Origin of the sequence: Streptomyces sp. NPDC047525 (genome assembly GCF_040643025.1) — a bacterium.
GTDB classification, from domain to species: domain Bacteria; phylum Actinomycetota; class Actinomycetes; order Streptomycetales; family Streptomycetaceae; genus Streptomyces; species Streptomyces durmitorensis.
Genome location: NZ_JBEYTL010000001.1, coordinates 1,103,011 through 1,122,737, shown reverse-complemented (window position 1 = coordinate 1,122,737; position 19,727 = coordinate 1,103,011). Strand labels below are relative to the sequence as shown.

Below are 19,727 nucleotides of genomic sequence, written 5' to 3'. Positions count from 1 at the left end.
GAGAACTTCGCGGCGTGATGCGGTGGCGGGATGCGGCGTTCCCCGGCGCTCAGGCAGGCGCAGCCGCCCGGGCGGCGTAGGCGCGGACGTCCGCGTCCGGGTCCAGGACCGCCGAGGCGAGCGCCGTGCGGGCGGCCTCGTGCGACGCGTGCCGGAGGAGGGCGAGGACCGCGGCCTTGCGGACGTCGGCGTTGGGGTCGGCGAGTGCCGTGGGCAGGGCGGGTACGGCGCTTTCGGGGTCGGCCGCGCCCAGCGCCGCCGCCGCGCCCGTGCGGACCTGCCAGGACGGGGCGGCCAGTGCGTCCACCGCCCTGACGTCGTACGGGGTGGGGCAGCCCACGGATGCCAGGGCGGTGAAGGCTGCCGCGCGGACCAGGACGTCCGCGTCGTCGAGCAGGGGGGCCAGTGCCTCCGGGGTGTCGAGGCCGCGTGCCACCGTGACGCGCACCTCGCGGGCCGGGTCGACGGCGGCGCGGGCGACCGTGGTGACGGCGCCGACCGAGACCAGGGCGCGTACCGACGCGATGCGGACCTCGATGTCCGGATCGGCGAGCGCGGGGGCGTACGCGGCGGCCTCACCGAGGCGCAGGGCGCGCAGGACGTCCAGCGCGGTCGCCCGGACCACGGCGTCTCCATGGCCGAGGGCGTTGAGCAGGCCCCGGGACAAGTCCGGCTCCGGGGGCAGGACTTCGACCAGTTCGCGCAGGGACGCGGCAGCGGCGCCGCGTACCCCCGGATCCGTGTCCGCCAGTGTCTCGGCGAGCGCCGGGCCCGTTCCCGTGGGGACGGTCTCGGTGAGCGCGGCCACGGCCGCACGGCGCACGGCGGGGTCCGGGTCGGTCAAGAAGGGCCTCAGCAGAGGGAGTTCGGGCTCGGTGTCGCTGAGAGCCAGCAGTTCCAGGATGCGTGGGGAGTGAGAGGCCGTGGTCTCCCGTGAGGGTGTGCTGGTGCGGGTGCCCGATCCGACCGGGGCCACGTCACGCTGCCCCGCGGTGGCCACCTGCTCCGGGTGCACCTCGCCCAGATGGCGCGACGCTCCGCCGCCCGGCGTGAACTCCGCGACCGGGACCAGGTAAGGCTCCACCGGTCGTGCCGTGAACTCCATCGCCCCGGATGGGGACTTGCGCAGATCCAGATGGTGCAGCCAGCCGTCGTCGTCGCGCTTCGGGTGATCCGTGCGTTCGTGGTAGAGACCCCAGCGTGACTCCGTGCGGGCCAGCGACGACCGGGCCGCCATCTCGGCGCAGTCCCGGATGAAGTGCACCTCGGCGCAGCGCATCAGCTCGTGCGGGGTCTGCGCGCCCATCTCGTCGATCTCGCCGCGCATCCGCTCGAAGTGGTCCACGGCCAGGGAGAGCCGGGCGCCCGACTTGGGCGGGGCGACGTAGTCGTTCACGAAGCGGCGCAGTTTGTACTCGACCTGTGGCTGCGGCGGTCCGTCCGGGTTGCGCAGCGGACGGTAGATCAGTTCGTGGGCGTCCCGCACTTGATGCTGCGGCAACTCACCCTCGTACGAAGGGAATTGGGCAGCGTCCGCGCCCGCCAGGTCGCCGAAGACGAACGCGCCGATCATGTAGTTGTGCGGTACGCAGGCCAGGTCCCCGGCGGCGTACAGACCGGGCACGGTCGTGCGGGCGTGGTCGTCCACGCGGACGCCCGATGCCGAGTGGCCGCCGCACAGGCCGATCTCGGAGATGTGCATCTCGATGTCGTGGGTGCGGTAGTCGTGGCCGCGGTTCGCGTGGAAGGTGCCCCGGGTCGGGCGCTCGGTGGAGTGCAGGATGTTCTCGAGCGAGCTGATGGACTCTTCCGGGAGATGGCTGAGCTTGAGATACACCGGACCGCGGTCGGAGGCGAGTTCGGCGGCGAACTCCGCCATCATCTGCCCCGACCAGTAGTCGGAGTCGACGAAGCGCTCGCCGTGCCGGTTGACCTGGTAGCCGCCGAAGGGGTTGGCGACGTAGGCGCAGGCCGGGCCGTTGTAGTCCTTCATCAGCGGGTTGATCTGGAAGCACTCGATGCCGGTGAGCTCGGCGCCCGCGTGGTAGGCCATCGCGTAGCCGTCGCCTGCGTTGGTGGGGTTCTCGTAGGTGCCGTAGAGGTAGCCGCTCGCCGGGAGGCCGAGGCGGCCGCACGCGCCCGTCGCGAGGATCACGGCTCCGGCGCGGACGGTCACGAACTCGCCCGTACGCGTGTTGAATCCGGCGGCGCCGACCGCCCTGCCGTCCGCCGTGAGCACCCGGACGGGCATCACGCGGTTCTCGATGCGGATGCGCTCGCGCATCTCGCGGCGGCGCAGCTGCCGGTAGAGGACCTTCTTCACGTCCTTGCCCTCGGGCATGGGCAGGACGTACGAACCGGAGCGGTGCACCTGGCGCACCGCGTACTCACCGTGCTCGTCCTTCTCGAACTTCACGCCGTACGACTCCAGGCGCTGCACCATCGAGAAGCCGCGGGTCGCCGTCTGGCGGACGGTGGACTGGTCGACGATGCCGTCGTTGGCGCGGGTGATCTCGGCGACGTAGTCGTCGGGTTCGGCGCGGCCGGGGATCACGGCGTTGTTGACGCCGTCCATGCCCATGGCGAGGGCGCCGGAGTGGCGGACGTGCGCCTTCTCCAGGAGCAGGACGTCCCGGCCCTGCTCGGCCGCGGTGAGCGCCGCCATCGTGCCGGCCGTTCCGCCGCCGATGACGAGGACGTCGCAGGAGAGCTCCTGGGCGTCGGTGACTGCGGGGATCTGCATGGTGGAAGGGCCTCTCAGGCGCAGAGGGATCAGGCGCCGATGGGATCAGGCGCCGAGGGACGTCAGTACGGTGCGGCGCAGCTCGACGGTGGCGGGGTCGCCGTGGGACGTGCGGTCACGCGGGCGCGGTACGTCGAGGACGCGGCCGGTGCCGGTGCCGGTGCCGGTGCCGAGCAGGGCGACGCGGTCGCCGAGGAAGAGTGCCTCGTCCACGTCGTGGGTGACGAAGACGACGGTCGCGCCCGTGCCGCGCAGCACATCGGCGAGGAGCTGCTGCATCCCGGCCCTGGTCTGCGCGTCAAGGGCGCCGAACGGCTCGTCCATGAGCACGGCGCGGGGCTCGCCCGCGAGGGCACGGGCGAGCTGCACACGCTGCCGCTGCCCACCCGAGACGCGGTGCGGCAGCTTCGCCCCGTGCCCGCCCAGGCCGACACGCTCCAGCCAGCCTTCGGCCTGCGCGCGACGCTCGCTCCGCCCCAACCCCTTGATCGCCAGCGGCAGTTCGACATTGGCGCGCAGCGTCCGCCAGGGCAGCAGCGCGTCGTCCTGGAAGATCAGCGCACGCTCGGCGTGCGGCGCGGTGATCGGCCTCCCGTCCTGCTCGACCTCCCCGCCCAGCGGGGGCAGCAGCCCGGCGAGGGTGCGAAGGAGGGTGGACTTCCCGCACCCGGAGGGGCCGACGACGGTGAGGATCTCGCCCGGCGCGACGTCGAGTTCGAGCCCGTCGAGGACGACGGCACCCTGCCGCCCGATCGACGCGTCGCGCAGCGTGAGCCGGGTGCCGCGCGGCGGGGCGAGGACGGGGGCGGGGCCGACGGTGGTCTCGGGGGGTGTGGTCATGGGGTCACGCCTCCTTGTGGACGCGGTCCGGCGTGCGTGACGCGGACACTCTGGGCACGGCCTCGTCGGCCTTCGGCCTGTCTGAGCCGGGGTGCGGAGCCGCCCGTGGATACCGGCGCGACGGCACCGGCGCCTCGCCGCGGAACTCCGTCCGTGGCAGCCACCGCGTCACACGGCGGCCGAGCACCTCCACCGCCGTCGACGTCATCCACCCGAGCGCGCCGATCGTCACCATGCCGACGAAGACGCCGGGGTAGTCGACCACCGTGTAGTCCTGCCAGGTGCGGTAGCCCACCCCGTACTCGCCGGAGATCATCTCCGCCGAGATCACGCAGATCCACGAGACGCCGATGCCCACGGAGAGCCCGCCGAGGATGCCGGGCAGCGCCCCCGGCAGGACCACCGAGCCGAGGACGCGCCACCGGCCGCCGCCCATCGTGAGGACCGCCTCCTCCCAGACCGGGGTCAGGGCGCGCACCGCGTGCCGGGTGGAGACCATGACGGGGAAGAACGCCGCGGTGAAGGTGATGAAGACGATCCCCTGTTCGTTGCTGGGGAAGAGCAGGATCGCCACCGGCACCAGGGCGATCGCCGGTATGGGCCGCAGCACTTCGAGGACGGGGCCGAGCAGGTCGGCGGCCAGGCGCGAGCGGGCGATCGCCGTGCCGACGGCCACCCCCGCGGCCGCCGCGAGCACGAAGCCGGTGACGATGCGGCTGAGGCTGTCGGTGAGGTCCTGCCAGTACGCCTCGCTGCCGATGCGCCGCCCGAACTCCCGCGTGACGTCGACGACCGTCGGGAACTGCTCGAAGCGCAGCCACAGGTTGACGTCGAGCGCGGTCAGGAGCTGCCACAGGCCGAGCGCTCCGGCGAGCGACAGAAGGCGCAGGAGGTGACGCACCGTCATGATGCCTGCTTCAGGGCCTGGTTGTACGAGATGGTGCGAGCGCCCGGATGCGCGGTGGTGTAGGCGGCGGCGGTGGCGGGAGTGACGAAGGGCAGCAGTTTCGTGCCGTCGGCCACCCACACGGCCTTGTCGGCGAACCAGGGCGTCCCGGTGGTGGCGTCGGGGACGTACGCGGCACGCACCCTGCCCTGCCGGGCGGCTGCCTGGCGCAGCATCTCGGCCGGGGTGGCGAAGGGCCGGGTCCTGTCCTCGCCCTTCAGCCAGAGTTCGCTGCGCGGCGGCTTGGGGGTGGCGGCCAGCGCGGTCGCGTATCCGTCGCCGTACGCCTTCTTCACGTACCGCTCGTCGACGAAACGGTCCACGTCCACGTCGCCCACCAGCTTCGCCGACTTCAGCACGGGCACGTCCTTCTTCAACGCGGCCACCAGAGCGGGTTTGACCGTGGTGTCGAACGTGGCGATGCCGTGCGCGCCGTTGTAGAGGTAGACGACCTCGGGCGGAAGACCGGTGGCCTTCGCCACCGACTCGGCGGCGGCGACAGGACGCTTGTTGAGGTAGTCGGTCGCCTTCGCCTGGGCGCGCAGAAAGTCCTCGAGGACCCCGGGCCTCTTCTTCGCGAAGTCCTCGCGTGCGGTGACCCCGTGGAAGGTCGGCAGGTTCAGCTCCGCGCCGTCGTACAGCGCTCGGGCCCGGCCCTGAAAGGCGAGAAGACCGGGCCACGCGACGAACTGCGACAGCGCGTCCGCGCTGCCCGCCTGGAGCGCCGAAGCACCCACCGCGGGCTGCTGGTTGAGCTTGCGGATGTCGTCCTCGGGGTCGATGCCCGCCTGTCGCAGCGCCCGTACGAGAGTGCCGTCGGCGGCCGAGCCGACACTCGTCGAGACTTTCTTGCCGCGCAGGTCCTTGATCGACGAAAGGTTCGAACCGGTGCCGGTGACCACGGTGTTGAGGCCGCCCCGGAGGTTGTAGCCGGTGACGGAGACGAGTTTCGTCGGCCGGTTCAGCTGTGTGCCGCGGGCGGCGTTGATCAGGAGGGGAAAGTCGCCCATCGAACCGATGTCGATCTTCCCTGCGGTCATCTGCGCGGTGATCGGCGCACCGGTGGCGTAGTCCTGCCACTTCACCTTGTAGGTGACGCCCTCACGTTTGCCGCGCTCGGCGAGCTCGCGCTCGAAGTAGCCGAGCGACCGCAGCAGCGTGCCCGCGGTGACGGTGTTGATCGTCTTGGACTGGTAGCCGATGGTGACGGTGACCGTGCCGGAGTCGTCCGCGCTCGCCCCGCCGCAGCCCGCCAGGGGGAGAACCAGCAGGGCGGCGAGGGCGGCGTTGAGTGCCGTGCGTTTCATGGGAGTGGGGAACCTCTCGGCCTTCGCCGGCTTCACCGGAGCAGATAGGGCATGTTGACCGTGACCGCACCCGTGGGACAGCGGGCCGCGCACGGGCCGCAGTACCAGCACTCGTCGACGTGCATGAAGGCCTTGCCGCTCTCCGGGTTGATCGCGAGCGAGTCGAGCGGACACATGTCGACGCAGAGGGTGCAGCCGTCGATGCACTTCGACTCGTCGATGGTCACGGGCACGTCGGCGCGCTGGGGGGCCAGAGGCATGGCTGTCTCCCGGAAAGAGGTGGCGGGTGAGGAATCAGAGGGCCCGGTGGAGCAGCCCGCTCATGGAGATGCGGTCACCGCGGAAGCGGATGAACTCCAGGTCCACGGGGCGCCCGTCGGACAACGAGGTGAGGCGTTCCAGCATGAGTACGGCGACACCGCGCGGGGCCTCGAGAACGGCGGCGGAGTGCACGTCGGCGTTGACGGCCTCCAGAGTGATCTCGGCCGTGCCGAGCGGCTGCCCGGTCAGGGTCTCCAGGAGCCGGAACACATCGGTGTTCTCCAGGTCGCAGCCGATGAGACCGGCGCCGATGTCCATCGGGACGTAGGTGAGATCGAGGGAGAGCGGCAGGCCGTTCAGCCGGCGCAGCCGCTCGATGTAGAGCACGTCGGTGTGCTCCACCAGGCCAAGGCGCCGGGCCACGGGTGCGGGCGCCGGGACGGGACCGACCGTACGGACTTCGTTGGTGACGTCGCCGTGTTCGTGCAGGGTCTCGGCGAGGCCCTGCAGCCGGTCGAGGCCGTGCGGATACTTCTCGGACACCACGACCGTGCCGACCCCGGGCTGCCGTTCGAGCAGCCCTTCCGTGCGGAGGAGGTCCAGCGCTTGCCGGACGGTGTTCCGGGAGACGTGGTAATCGCTGCCGATCGCACCCTCGAGCGGAAGGACGCCGCTGGGGAAGCCCCCCGTGCGCACCTGGTGGCGCAACAGGTCGGCGAGCTGCCGCGCCTGGTCCGCGCGCAGGCGGCGCCGTCGTGCGGCGGCGACCGGCACAGTGTGCTCGCGGATACGTTCGGCTGGCATGCGAGGGACCATACCGACGTGTTCACGGCCGTGGTGTTGCCGGAGTATTGCGCCACTCAACGCACCACGCGCACCGCCTCTGACCTGCGTGTTCGCGAGGCTTTCGGAGAGATCTGCCAGGGGGAGCCCTGGATTGCGCACCGTCGGCCGGGCGTGGGGCATCCCCCACGCCCGGCCGACGAGCCCGAGCGGCAGCTGCCGCTGCCGCTGCTAGTTCGAGCGCAGCCGGTCCCGGACCAGCGAGACCGCCACGACCAGCGCGGCCACCAGCATGGAGAGGATCACCTGATCGCGACCGGCGTCATCGGTGAGCATGTAGACCAGGACGAACGAGATCATCGCGATGGTCACCCACGTCAAGTACGGGAAGAGCCACATCCGCACGACCAGCTTCTCCGGCGACTCGCGCAGCAGGATGGGGCGCATCTTCAGCTGGGTGAAGCAGATGACCAGCCAGACGAACAGCGCGACGGCGCCGGAGGAGTTGAGCAGGAACAGGAAGACCGTGTCGGGCCACTGGTAGTTGAAGAAGACGGCGACGAACCCGAAGACGACCGAGCCGAGAATGGCGGCCTGCGGCACGCCCCGGCTGTTCGTGCGGGCGAAGGCCTTGGGCGCGTCGCCGCGCTCGCCGAGCGAGAAGGCCATGCGTGAGGCGGTGTACAGGCCGGAGTTGAGACAGGACAGCACGGCGGTGAGCACGATGACGTTCATGATCTGTCCGGCGTGCGGGATCCCGATGACGTCGAGCGCGGCGACGTACGAGCCCTTCTCGGCGATCGCGGGGTCGTCCCAGTCGAGCACGGACACCACGATCAGGATCGAGCCGAGGTAGAAGATGCCGATCCGCCAGATCACGCTGTTGGTGGCCTTGGTGACGGCGCGGCGCGGGTTCTCGGACTCACCGGCGGCGAGGGTGACGATCTCGCTGCCCATGAAGGAGAAGACGACCATCAGGATGCCGGTGAGGATCGCTCCGGAACCGTTGGGCAGGAAACCGCCGTGGCCGGTGAGATGGGTCAGGCCCACGGCTTCGTGGCCGGAGCCGGGCAGTACGCCGAAGACCGCGAGACCGCCGATCACGATGAAGGCGGCGATGGCGACGACCTTGATCCCGGCGAACCAGAACTCGAACTCGCCGTAGGAGGCGACCGAGGCGAGGTTGGTCGCCGTGAGGACGACCATGACGATGAGGGCCCAGCCCCACTGCGGGACCGCCGGGATCCACCCTTCGAGTATCTTCGCGCCGGCCGTGGCCTCGACGGCAAGGACCACGACCCAGAAGAACCAGTAAAGCCAGCCGATGGAGAAACCGGCCCAGCGGCCGAGCGCCCGGTCGGCGTAGGCGGAGAACGAGCCGGACGAGGGGCGGGCCGCCGCCATCTCGCCGAGCATCCGCATGACGAAGACGACCATCGTGCCGACCAGGGCGTACGACAGCAGGATGCCGGGCCCGGCGGCCGCGATGCCGGAGCCGGAACCGACGAACAGGCCGGCGCCGATGACACCGCCGATCGCGATCATCGACAGGTGGCGGTTCTTCAGTCCGGCGCGGAGGCCGTCATCGGAGGGCGTTCGGCCGGCGTCACGGGGTGGCGATGCCACGTCGGTGTTCGTGGGTTGCGCGCTCATGTTCAGTCCTTCTGGGGGGACGAAATGGGGCCATGGCCGGTCTGGTGGTGGGGGCTGTCCACGTGCCGAGCGCGGGTGGGACGACGGTGGGTGCGTGCACCAGCTGGGCCGATCCCCGATGGCAGGCCGTGGATCACCCGGCGTGCGGGATCGGGGTACGCAGAAGAGGTACGCAGAAGATAGGAGCGAAGGCGGCCGGGTCACCATGGACACATGTCACGCGCGACGGAGCGCTCTTCAGACACATGCTCAAACGCGGTCGAGGGCAGGCAGGATCTCGCGCTCCTGCGGGTGATCGCAGCGGTCCGCGAGCGGCCAGGGCACGAAGGCCCCGTCCGCGCGCTGCACCAGGAGCCGCTTGCCGTGGGTCACCACGCCTCGTGGCCGCAGCCCGCTCAGGCTCGCGGTCGTGTACGCGGCGGTCAGGCTGTTGAGGTCGTGCACGTGCCCGATCCGGAACAGGGAGCGGGTCTCCGCGATGGCCTCGTGCTCGCCCGCGCGCATGACCACCCGCAGTTCGGGCGCGACGGCCAGGGCCGCCACCGACACCGCGATGTTGTCCAGGTCGTCGGAGGCCACGGCGGCGAGTGCCTGCGCCTGTCCGAGGCCGAGCGTGCTCAGGACGAACCGGTCACTGGCCTCGGCGACGACCACGGGCACGCCGAGAGCCCTGGCCAGGCGCAGGTTCGGCGCCGCCGGGTCCCGCTCGACCGCGATCACGCCGATGCCCAGGGCCCGCAGCTGGGTGCACAGGCGCAGGCCGACCTGCCCGAGCCCGACGACGACCACGTGGCCGGACCGCGGCAGGGCGCGGGAGCCCACGATGCCGACCGCACGCGGTCCCAGCAGGCGTTCGACCATGCCCGCCGTGAAGACCGCGGTGAAGACAATGGTGACGAGCATGGCGACGGCGGAGAAGAACAGATAGGTGTGCGAGCCGTGGGCCGCGGCAGGGCCGACGGCGGACACCGTCCGCGCCGCCTCGAACAGTGCCTCGACGGGCGAGCGGTGGTGGAAGGCCACGGCCCAGGCCCAGTCGGCGAGCAGCACCGTGAGCAGCCCGGCCAGGCCCGTCAGCATGATCCGCGAACTCCCGTCGTGCGGTCTCAACTGCCCCTGGATCCTGCCGATTCGGGCCCGGTACCGCAGCGAGCGCGGTGGCCGCCACGCCTCCAGGCGCACCGCGTCGTCCTGCCAGCGGGCGCCCATGTGCCCCGTGGATGCCCGGGTGAGGCTCAGCAGACCGGGCTGGAGACAGGCGGCGAGGAGAACGGGCGCGGCGACATCGGCCGGCGAGGTGACCTGGCAGTTCGGGAGCACGCGCAGGAGCTGCTCGCTGACGGTGCGGTCGAAGACCGTCACGACCAGCTTGACGTTCGGGTGGATGTGCTCGACGGCCAGCGCGTAGCGCAGGGACTCGACGTCGTCGTCGAGGAGGACCGCGACACCGGCCACGTCGCGCCGCAGCGCCCGGCGCAGATCCTCGTCCGTGGGTCGGTCGAGATGACGCACCAGATGTCCGGCCGTTTGCAGCTGCCCGCAGACCCTGCGCGCCATGTCGCTGCCGATCACCACGAAGTACCGCTGCGGCGCTGAGTTCTCGGGCATCGCGTACGTGCTCCCTCGCCTCTCGGGTGGTGAGAACGCTAAGGGGGCCGACCGCCCGTGTACTCGAGCAGTTGTCTGACATCGAGAGCCGTCAGTCGTACGACTGCACAAGGCCGCGCATGCGACTGCACGAGGCCGTGCCCGGCGCCCGCCGCGATGCGGGAGGGATCAGCGTTCGGGGTCGAGCAGGGTGTGCGCGACGGCGCCGTCCAGGACCTGGCGGGCCACATCGGAGAGCTTGAGCTGCCGGTTGCGGGCATACGTCCGCATGCGGATCAAGGCCTGGTCCGCGGTGCAGCCGCGGGAGTTGGAGAGGAATCCCTTGGCCTGCTCGATGGCGATCCGGGATTCCAGGGAGCCCTGGAGCTGTGCGATCTGCGTGGTCTGTCCTTGCAGCACCTGCTGCTGGATCACGCACATGGCGGCGGTGTCCGCCAGCGCCTTGGCCAGCCGGAGCTGAACGTCGTCCAGCGGTCTCGGCCGGTCGTGGAGGAGGCTCAGGGCGCCGACCACCGTGTCCTGGCAGCGCAGCGGTACCGTCGCGACCGAGGTGAAGCCGAGGAGCAGGGCGCGTGGTGTGAACCGCGGCCACCGTGGACAGGCGTCGTCGGCGTCCAGCCGGGTCTCCGAGACGTGCGCCGGGGGGCGGCAGCAGTCCAGGCTCGGGCCTTCGTCCCATTCGAGGCCGAACAGCTCCAGTGCACGGGTGTACTCGTCGGAGGCCACGACCTCCACACCCGGGCCGTGCGGAACGTCGAGGAGGACCCCGGCCGCCGAGACGTCAAGGAGGTCCACGCAGTGCTGGGCCAGGGTGTGCAGGACGGCGGTCACGTTCACGTCCCGTACCAGTGGGCCGGCGAGATCCGTGAACGCGGACGCGAGCCGCTTCTCGTGCTGCCTCTCGGACATGGCGGTCATGCCGCTGCTCCCTTCGCCCGATGCCGGCAACAGAACTGGGTTCATGCTCCAGTTGGGGAATTCACGGAATCCTCTCCACGCTACCGCGATCGGTCGTCGCATGTCGGACACGGCACGATCCCATGTGGTCGTTTTATGGCAAGGATCGAAATTGGCCGACTGTCGCTCTTTCCCTCGGTTGAAAGCGGGATTGAATTCCCGTCAACCCCCGCCCCTTGCCGCGGCCCATTTAGGGCGCTCGTGGTGGCCTCGGAAAGAATCCGCTGGTGCGCTTCCGGTAGGCGGCGTAACCGGGCCGGTCCGCCATGTGCCGTTCGAGGAGCGCCTTGCCGCTGCCCCGTGTCAGCAGGTACGTCATCACCAGCGGGCCGATGACCGTGGCGGCGGCCGCCGCGGGTGCCTCGCAGGTGAGCAGGAAGAGGCCCCACCAGACACAGAAGTCACCGAAATAGTTCGGATGGCGCGTCCAGGACCACAGGCCGCGGTCCATGAGACGGCCCTTGTTGGCCGGGTCCGCCTTGAACCGGGCGAGTTGGAAGTCCCCGACCGACTCGAAGACCAGACCGACTAGCCACAGGAGTGCTCCGGCGGCGGCGAGCGCACCCACCGGTCCGGAGATGTAGGCGGCGGCCTGCACGGGCAGGGACACAAGCCAGACCAGACCGGCCTGCAGCAGATAGACCATGCGCAGGGCGTACGCGCCCTTGCTGCCCGGAGCCTTGGACAGCAGCCGCTCGTAGCGCGGATCCTCGCCGTGGCCCCGGGCACGCCAGGCGATGTGCCCCGCGAGCCGCAGGCCCCACACCACGGTCAGGGCCGTCACGAGGAGCCGTCGCCCCTCGTCGCCGTGCCCGGACGAGAGGGCGTACGTCATGAGGGCGACGGCCGCGAAGGCGATCCCCCAGGCGATGTCCACCACACGGTGCAGTCCACGGCGCAGCGCGAACGCGAAGGTGGCCAGGAGCATGGCGAGGGCGGTGAGCGCGGCGAAGGCGAGGTTGACGCCGAACGCGCCCCAGGCGAAACCGTTCACGACGCGCCCTCCCCGCGGTGCAGGGCGGCCGTCGTGGCCGGCATCCCCGACCAGCCCAGGTCACTGGTGCGTACGGCGAGAATCTGGTCGACGCCCATCCGCCGCTCCTCGAACGCGAGCGATCCGCCCACCAGGTACAGCCGCCAGGTCCTGGCCGCCTCCACGCCGACAAGACCGACGAACTCCTCCCAGCGCTCCTCCAGCGTGGCACGCCAGGCGGTGACGGTGCGCACGTAGTGCTCGCGCATCGACTCGGCCGAACGCACCTCGAAGCCCGCCCCCTCCCACAGGCCGATCGTCTCGCCGAGGGGGCGCATGTGCATGTCCGGCGCGATGTACGACTCGATGAAGGCGCCACCGCCGGGCGCCGTGGACCCGCGGGACATCTGCTGGACGAGTATCCGGCCCTGCGGCCGCAGCAGGCCGTGCAGTTGGGATGCGAACCCCGGATACTCCGCGTCCCCGACGTGCTCGCCCATCTCGATCACGCTGATCGCCTCGTACTGTCCGCTCTCGATGGCGCGGTAGTGCCGAAGCTGTACGTCGACCTGGTCGCCGAGGCCGTGCTCGCGCACCCGCGCCCGGACGACGTCCCGCTGCTCGCGCGACAGCGTCACGGCCGTGACCTGCGCCTTGTGCTCCTGTGCCGCGTACAGGGCGAGCGCTCCCCAGCCGCAGCCGACGTCGAGCAGCCGGGAGCCGGGGGCAAGGCCCAGCTTCCGGCAGACGAGTTCCAGCTTGGCGCGCTGGGCCCGCGCGAGGCCGTGGCGCGGATCCTCGCTCTCCCAGTAGGCGCAGGAGTACGCCATCGAGGGGTCGAGCAACAGCTCGTAGAAGCGGTGGGAGACGTCGTAGTGGTGGCTGATGGCCGCACGGTCCCGGGCGGTGCTGTGCCGCACGCCCCGCAGCCGGGCGCGGCCCGCGGGCGCCTTCGGAGGCGGCCCCACGGCGCCGAGCCGGACCGCGGTCGCCAGGGCGGACGCCCATTGCCCCGCGCCGGGTCGGACCGGTGCGAGCCGCTGCTCCCGGGCTCCGGCCCACATGGCCCGCAGCCCGTCTGCGAGGTCGCCCTCGATGTCGAGGTCACCGGTGATGTACGCCTCGGCCAGGCCGAGTTCGCCCGGCTGCCACAGCAGACGGCGCAGCGCCCGGCGGGAGCGGACGATCACGACCGGGGTGCCCGGCGGTCCGCACTCACTGCCGTCCCAGGCGCGCAGCCGAAGCGGCACGGGTCCGCCCAGCGCGTCGGCGAGGAGTCCGTTGAGTCGTTCGGCGGTCGAGGTCACTGTCCTGCTCCCTGTCCGGTCAGCTGGATCTGGTGCACGTCGAGGTAGCCGGAGCGGAAGCCCGCCTCGGAGTAGGCGAGGTAGAAGTCCCACATGCGCCGGAAGGTGGCGTCGAAGCCCAAGTCGCCCACGGCGACGTCCTGTTGGGCGAAGCGCTCGCGCCACAGCTCCAGCGTCTGCGCGTAGTGTGCGCCGAATCCGTCGCACGCGGTGACCCGCAGCCCGGTGTGGGCGCGTGCGGTCTCCTGGACGGCGCGGACGGAGGGCAGCTGACCACCGGGGAAGATGTACTTCTGCACCCAGGTGTAGGTGCTCCGGCTCGCGAGCATCCGGTCGTGCGGCATGGTGATCGCCTGGAGCGCCACCGAGCCGCCCGGCGCGAGCAGGGAGTCCAGGGTGCGGAAGAACGTGGGCCAGTACTCCGCCCCTACCGCCTCGATCATCTCCACGCTCGCGATCGCGTCGTATCTGCCGCGCACCTGGCGGTAGTCGCACAGCTCGATGCGGACCCGGTCCTCGTGGCCCGCCGCACGCACCCGTTCCCGGGCGAGGTCGCGCTGCTGGGCCGAGAGGGTGACCGAGTGGACGCTCGCTCCCCGCGCCGCCGCGCGGACGGCCAGGGCGCCCCAGCCCGTGCCGATCTCCAGCAGCCGCGTACCGGGTCCCACACCGCACAGGTCGAGCATGCGGTCGATCTTGCGGTGCTGGCCCGTCTCCAGATCGGACCAGGCCGCGGGCAAGTCGTCGAAGAGCGCGGAGGAGTAGCTCAGGGAGTCGTCGAGGAACAGGGCGAACAGGTCGTTCGACAGGTCGTAGTGGTGCTGGATGTTGGCCTGTGCGCCACGGGGGGTGTTGCGCTGCTCAGCCGGCTGCCTGGGGGCCCAAAGGGCGCGCAGCCGCTGCAGCGAGGGCGGTACCAGCGTGGCCGTGTGCTCGGCGAGCACGGTGAGCACCGCGACCAGCTCCCGAGCGTCCCACTCGTGCGCCATGTACGACTCGCCGAAGCCGACGAGCCCGTGCGTCGCGATGCGCCGCAGGAAGCTGTCGGGATCGCGCACCTCCAGCAACGGGCCGCCCCTGCCCAGGAGTTCACCGCCGCCCATCGCGACCTGGAGCGGCAGACCGTTCAGTGCGCGGCGCACGATGGCCCGGGTCAGTGCCTGCCGCGCCGCGGAACACCGCGGAACGGCCACGACATCGGGCCACCGCTCGGCGTCGACCGCGACCCGTGCACGGGAATCGCCGGGCACACCGGACGCGCCGGACGCACTGGACACACCGGTTGTGGACGTACTCACTTCAGGCCCTCCTGGGGACGATGACGGGGTCGCTTCTGCACGGGCAGACCACGCAGCCACAGCGCGATGCCGTGCCGCCGGATGGCCGCCGATACGGCGACCGTGGACCAGGGGTGGCGGACTGCAGCCCGCAGCAGCACACCGGTGGTCGCGGGGCGGCGCTCGCCGCGCACGGTCGCCGTGAACTTCCGGTGGCCGCCCTGGTCGAAGTGCAAGGTGACGGCGAGGCGTTCGCCCGGCGTGGGAAGCCGCATCCGGTACGCGCCGTCGACCGGGAAGAACGGCGAGACGTAGAACTCCTTGGGCACCTCGAACTCCTGGGGCGCGTCCGCGCTCCGCGCGGCGTCGGGGCCCAGGAGGTAGCAGTGCCGCTCGCCGTAGGTGTTGTGCACCTCGGCCACGACACAGCGCAGCTCACCGCCGGGTCCGTGACACCAGTACAGGGACAGCGGATTGAAGACGTGCCCGAGGACCCGGGCATGGGCGAGCATCAGCACGCGCCCGCCGTCCAGCGTGATCCCGCGCGTGGCGAGGAAGGCATCGAGCCCCGCCCTGATGCCGGTGGCCGTGCCGCCGAAGTGGTCGCGTCCGTCGAAACGGGCCAACGGGCGCAGCAGGAAGGGAAGTCGGGGAGGTGCGTCCAGGTCGATCAGCCACAGGTACGTGCGGTGCGTGAGCCGGTAGTGACGCGGGCTGGTGCGGACGTGGGTGATGACGCTCGGATACAGCGCGGGCACCTGGCCGGGGGAGGCGTTCACCAGCGCACCCCCATCGCCAGGGCCGCCTCGACCCCCGAGCGGCAGCCGTCCTCGTGGAAACCCCAGCCGTGATAGGCGCCCGCGAAGGCGGTGACGGGGCCGTTCAGGGAGGAGAGCCTGCGCTGTGCGGCGAGCGACTCCGGGGTGTAGACGGGGTGTTCGTACGCCATCTCGGCCAGCACCCGGTCGGGGCTGACCTCCTCCTCGCCGCCCAGGGTCACCACGTACGTCTCGGGGGCGTCGAGCCGCTGCAGACGGGTCATGTCGTAGCTGACCCGCACGTGGTCGGTCGTGGCGCCGCACGAGGGGAGCAGATAGTTCCACGAGGCGCGCGCGGCGCGGCTGCGCGGCAGCACCGTGGTGTCGGTGTGCAGCAGGGCCGGGTTGCGGGAGTACCGGAAGGCTCCCAGGATCTCGCGTTCCTCGGTGGACGCGTCCGCCAGCAGACGCAGCGCCTGGTCCGGGTGGACCGCGACGACCACGGAGTCGTACGTATCGGTCGTGCCGTCCACGGTGGTGAGGGCCACGCGGCCGTCACCACGGCGCACGGACCGCACCGGCATGGATGTGTGAACGGCCTGGAGCTGCTTGCCGATCCGCTCCACGTACTCCCTTGAGCCGCCCGCCACCGTGCGCCAGGCGGGAGATCCGGTGACCGTGAGCATCCCGTGGTGGTCCAGGAACCGGAACAGATAGCGGGCCGGATAGCGCAGGGCCGTGCCCGGCGGGCAGGACCACACCGCCGAGACGAGAGGCACCGCGAAGTGGCGCACGAAGTAGGGGGAGAAGCGGTGGCGCGTGAGGAACGCGCCGAACGTGTCGTCGCGTCCGGTGTCGTCCCCGCCGTCCGGGTTCTGTGTCAGGGACTCCGATGCCCTGCGGTGGAAGCGCGGTATCTCGGAGAGCATCCGCAGGTAGGGGCCGCGCAGCGCGTTGCGCGGCTGCGCGAACAGGCCGCGCGGGCCCCGCGCGCCCGCGTATTCGAGACCGCACCCCTCGCACCGCACGGACATGCTCATCTCCGTCGGCTGCGAGGTGACGGCCAGTTCCCGGAACAGGCGGAGCAGGTTCGGATAGGTGCGGTCGTTGTGCACGATGAAGCCGGAGTCCACGGCGCGTGTCCTGCCGTCCGACCCCGGGACGTCGTGGGTGTGCGCATGACCGCCTAGGCGGTCGTCCGCCTCGTAGAGGGTCACATCGTGTGCGGATCGCAGGATGTACGCGGCGGTGAGCCCCGCCACCCCGGATCCCACCACCGCCGTACGCCGTCGCTGTTCTCTCATGCCGTCCCATCTCCTCGTCCGGACCCGCCGGACGTGCTCTGGAGATGATTCGGAGCGGGACGTGCCGCGGCTTGGTCAAGAGCGCGACGATCTCCGGTACCGCGTCACAGCGTCACCGTGACGCACTGGCCGTCACCGCGACGTACTGGCAGTCACCGCGACGTGCTGGTGGGAGGAAACTGTTCGGAGATCACCGCGGGGAGCTCGGCGAGGCCCAGGAACCCGGCCACGGCCCTGCCGGTCAGGTCGTGCCACGCGGTGGCCCGGCTCAGCATGGCGTGGCCGCTGCCGTACATCAGCACGGTGGCCGCGTCTGCGCCCGCGGCGCCTGCCCGCGCCGCGAAGTCCAGGGACGACCTGGGATCGGTCGTACGGTCCTTGTCGCCGTGCAGCAGCACCACGCGCCGCCCGCGCAGGTGCGCCACGGGCTCCCCGGTGGGGCACCAGGGTGCGAGGCCGACCACCCCGCGTACCAGCGGGTCCCCGGCGGCCGCCAGTGCGGCGCGGGCCCCCATCGAATGCCCCACCAGGACGGTCGGCACCTCACCCGCGAGCAGTTCCAGCTCACGCAGGGCGCGGCGGGCATCCTGCGCCGCGTCCTGGCGCTCTCCATTCCAGCCCCGGACGCGATAGCGCACCCGCCCGAGGAGCACGGCGTCCTGCGACGTGGACCGCCGGATCGCGCCCCGGATCGCGCCCTCGAAGAGACGCAGGCGCGCACCCGGCAGATTCCACGGCGGCGGCGCGGTGGTCCCGTGCTCACGGCCGCCGTGCAGCAGGAGCACGGCGGCACGCGGCTTCTCGACCGGCCCGCTCAGTTCAAGGGCCGGGCGGTGGCCGTCGCGGATGGGCACGGGGACTCCTCGACATGTCGGTGACCGGCCGGAGCCGGTGGCCGGCCGAACGTGGCGGACACACGTGATTCGGAGCCGCGCCGGTGCCGGATGGGTCGTACGGCACGGCTGCCTCCGCCGCGGCCGCTCGTCGGCTCCGTGCGGTCCGCCTAGCGCGCGGGGCGCGAGCCGACCTCGTCCAGGGTCTCACCGTCGGTCAGGCGTGCCCGCACACTCACGCCGGGGTCCTTGGGAGCCTTGACGGCCAGTGTGCGCCCTCGCTCGGTCTCCTCGACCTCACCGGTCACCTCGATGCCGGTGACCTCGCGACTGCCCGCGGCGAGGAGGTAGTGGCGTCCGGAGCCCGCCGTCCAGGGGGTGCTGGCCACGATGTGCTGGCCGAACCGGCTGCAGGCAGCGGTCGAGCGTGCCTGCCCGACGACCTTCGCCGGAGCGGTGGCGGACGCCGTGGACGTGCGGAACTGCACGAGGACGTCGCCGGGGCCGCGCCAGGTGGAGGCACGGGTGCAGGACCACACCGCTCGGCCGCCTTGCTCGGGCAGGTCCTGCTCGGCGAAGTCCCACTGGTTGACGGACCGCACGCCGCCGCCCCGCATCTCGGGGAGCTGGCACGCGGTGCGGGCCCAACTCCGCAGCGCCGCGCTGCTGGTGGCCTCGCGGGGCTGCCGGGGAGGGGCTCCGGTGCCGGGCAGGGGCGTGTAGCTGAGATGCGCGGGAGTCAGGTCGCCCAGGTCGGTGACGAGGAAGGCGTGCTTCTCCACGATCTTGCTGGAGGAGCGCAGCTGCATGACCGGCAGGCTGTCGCACGCTCCCTTGCCCGGCGGCCGGCCGACGGCATCGGTGACGCCCTCGTCCGACACGCCGAGCGGACGGCCGGGGGAGTTGGGGGTCAGCAGATCGCGCGTCTGCGCCTCGGCGATCCAAGGGGCGGTCAGATAGCGGATCTTGCCCGCCCCGCGGCTGAGGACGAGTGCGGCCGCCGTGGTCACATCGGCCTCGTCGGAGCGGGTGATGTCCAGGGATGCGGCGCCCCGCGACGAGATCGGTTCGCCGTAGCGGACGACGCGCCGGCCGTCGTGGAACAGCACGACCGCCTCCCGGCCGACGACACCGGCGTACAGCAACTGGGTGTTCCTGGGCGGCGGTTCGGCGGTGGTGGCCTTCGCGACGCCGACCCTGGTGCCGCGTGGCGGGTCGGTCCACGTGGCGAGCGCTCGGTTGATCAGTTCGTCGTCGCCGGTACGTGCGCCGCGTGCGGGCCAGGCGGTGAAGTCCACGCGTGAGGTGTCGGCCCAGGTGTCGCCCGGGGTGCGGAGCAACTGGGCGGGGCTGATCGCGGGGCGGATGCCGGCAGTTCGGGAGGGCTCGGCCGGGGGCGTGGCCCAGATGCCGGTCAGCAGCACCGCACATGCGAGGGCGACGAGGCCCGCGCTCACCCAGGCGAGCTGGTACCGGCGTCTGCGGCGCAGCAGATCGGTCGGGCGGGTCTGTACGGAACAGGCGTCGAACTCCCGCGAACGCAGGAGCGTTTCCGTCGCCCCGGCCGCGGTCGCGCCGCCCGCTGCCGCCTCCACGTCGCAGGCGGTGCGCAGCGCGTGCTCCGGCTCGGGCACATCGGCGGCGGTGAGCAGCTCGACGACCTCGGAGCGGGACAGGCCCTCCAGCTGGAGCAGCACGAAGGCCGCACGGGCGGGTGCGGGGACCTCGGAGAGGACCTGGCCAAGGGCGATCTCCTCGCCTCCGCCGGCGCGCGGGAAGAGACGCAGCCCCCAGACCACCGGGAGCGTGGGGCGCAGCGTGCGGGGAGGCGGCAGGAAACCAGGCCAGCCGCGCGGGCGGCGGTCGTGGGCCAGCGCCGAGCGGACGACGCGCGCTCGCACGCTCGCCACCGCGGGGTCGGGCCTGCCCCGCTGTGCGGGCACCCGGGGTGTGGCCCGTCCTATGCGGAAGCCGGGCAGGGCGCGTTGTACCAGCGAATGGGCGACGAGAACCCGCTGGTGCCTGCTGAGGGTGTGGGGGAGCGTGAGGTAGGCGAGGCGTACGAGGCGGGTGTACTGGTCGACGATGACGGCTTCGGCCTGGTCAAGGGCCACCCGCCCGGACTCCGTGGCCGACCGCCGTTGCGATGTGCTCATCGATCAAGAAGCCTTCCAAAG

16 protein-coding genes are annotated in these 19,727 nt (G+C 71.6%); all 16 read right to left on the bottom strand.

What is annotated here, in order from left to right; genetic code table 11:
- Window positions 1-49 precede the first annotated feature (49 nt).
- Window positions 50-2,743, bottom strand: a complete 2,694-nt coding sequence (locus ABZ833_RS05225; protein WP_361041142.1) for a fumarate reductase/succinate dehydrogenase flavoprotein subunit — start codon at window positions 2,741-2,743, stop codon at window positions 50-52.
- Between the two features lie 45 nt (window positions 2,744-2,788).
- Window positions 2,789-3,583, bottom strand: a complete 795-nt coding sequence (locus ABZ833_RS05220) for an ABC transporter ATP-binding protein (protein ID WP_361041139.1) — start codon at window positions 3,581-3,583, stop codon at window positions 2,789-2,791.
- A 4-nt stretch (window positions 3,584-3,587) separates the two neighbouring features.
- On the bottom strand, window positions 3,588-4,490 hold the full coding sequence (locus ABZ833_RS05215) for an ABC transporter permease (protein WP_361041137.1): 903 nt from the start codon (window positions 4,488-4,490) through the stop codon (window positions 3,588-3,590).
- Window positions 4,487-5,836 carry an ABC transporter substrate-binding protein gene (locus ABZ833_RS05210; RefSeq protein ID WP_361041135.1) on the bottom strand — a complete coding sequence of 450 codons (1,350 nt, stop codon included), beginning with the start codon at window positions 5,834-5,836 and terminating at the stop codon, window positions 4,487-4,489. The genes ABZ833_RS05215 and ABZ833_RS05210 overlap by 4 nt, the downstream gene beginning before the upstream one ends.
- Before the next feature lie 32 nt (window positions 5,837-5,868).
- Window positions 5,869-6,096, bottom strand: a complete 228-nt coding sequence (locus ABZ833_RS05205; protein WP_249586246.1) for a ferredoxin family protein — start codon at window positions 6,094-6,096, stop codon at window positions 5,869-5,871.
- A gap of 34 nt (window positions 6,097-6,130) precedes the next feature.
- Window positions 6,131-6,901 (bottom strand): GntR family transcriptional regulator, encoded by a 771-nt coding sequence (locus ABZ833_RS05200; protein ID WP_361041131.1) that lies wholly within the window; start codon window positions 6,899-6,901, stop codon window positions 6,131-6,133.
- Between the two features lie 210 nt (window positions 6,902-7,111).
- Complete coding sequence (locus tag ABZ833_RS05195; protein WP_361041128.1) at window positions 7,112-8,533, bottom strand: amino acid permease; 1,422 nt, start codon at window positions 8,531-8,533, stop codon at window positions 7,112-7,114.
- A 249-nt stretch (window positions 8,534-8,782) separates the two neighbouring features.
- Complete coding sequence (locus tag ABZ833_RS05190) at window positions 8,783-10,141, bottom strand: NAD-binding protein (RefSeq protein WP_361041125.1); 1,359 nt, start codon at window positions 10,139-10,141, stop codon at window positions 8,783-8,785.
- Window positions 10,142-10,309: 168 nt separating this feature from the next.
- A complete protein-coding gene (locus tag ABZ833_RS05185) occupies window positions 10,310-11,059 on the bottom strand; it encodes a GAF and ANTAR domain-containing protein (protein ID WP_361041123.1) in 750 nt (249 codons plus the stop codon).
- Window positions 11,060-11,288: 229 nt separating this feature from the next.
- Window positions 11,289-12,092: a DUF1295 domain-containing protein gene (locus ABZ833_RS05180; protein ID WP_361041120.1), complete on the bottom strand. Its 804-nt coding sequence runs from the start codon at window positions 12,090-12,092 to the stop codon at window positions 11,289-11,291.
- Window positions 12,089-13,378: a cyclopropane-fatty-acyl-phospholipid synthase family protein gene (locus ABZ833_RS05175; RefSeq protein WP_361041118.1), complete on the bottom strand. Its 1,290-nt coding sequence runs from the start codon at window positions 13,376-13,378 to the stop codon at window positions 12,089-12,091. Before ABZ833_RS05175 ends, ABZ833_RS05180 begins: the two co-directional genes overlap by 4 nt.
- A complete protein-coding gene (locus ABZ833_RS05170) occupies window positions 13,375-14,628 on the bottom strand; it encodes a cyclopropane-fatty-acyl-phospholipid synthase family protein (protein ID WP_361041406.1) in 1,254 nt (417 codons plus the stop codon). Before ABZ833_RS05170 ends, ABZ833_RS05175 begins: the two co-directional genes overlap by 4 nt.
- Before the next feature lie 44 nt (window positions 14,629-14,672).
- Entirely contained in the window at window positions 14,673-15,434 is a 762-nt protein-coding gene (locus ABZ833_RS05165) for a DUF1365 domain-containing protein (RefSeq protein WP_361041115.1), read from the bottom strand.
- Window positions 15,431-16,717 carry an FAD-dependent oxidoreductase gene (locus ABZ833_RS05160; protein ID WP_361041113.1) on the bottom strand — a complete coding sequence of 429 codons (1,287 nt, stop codon included), beginning with the start codon at window positions 16,715-16,717 and terminating at the stop codon, window positions 15,431-15,433. Before ABZ833_RS05160 ends, ABZ833_RS05165 begins: the two co-directional genes overlap by 4 nt.
- A 152-nt stretch (window positions 16,718-16,869) precedes the next feature.
- Window positions 16,870-17,571, bottom strand: a complete 702-nt coding sequence (locus ABZ833_RS05155; protein ID WP_361041111.1) for an alpha/beta fold hydrolase — start codon at window positions 17,569-17,571, stop codon at window positions 16,870-16,872.
- Between the two features lie 149 nt (window positions 17,572-17,720).
- Complete coding sequence (locus ABZ833_RS05150) at window positions 17,721-19,706, bottom strand: hypothetical protein (protein WP_361041109.1); 1,986 nt, start codon at window positions 19,704-19,706, stop codon at window positions 17,721-17,723.
- Window positions 19,707-19,727: the final 21 nt, after the last annotated feature.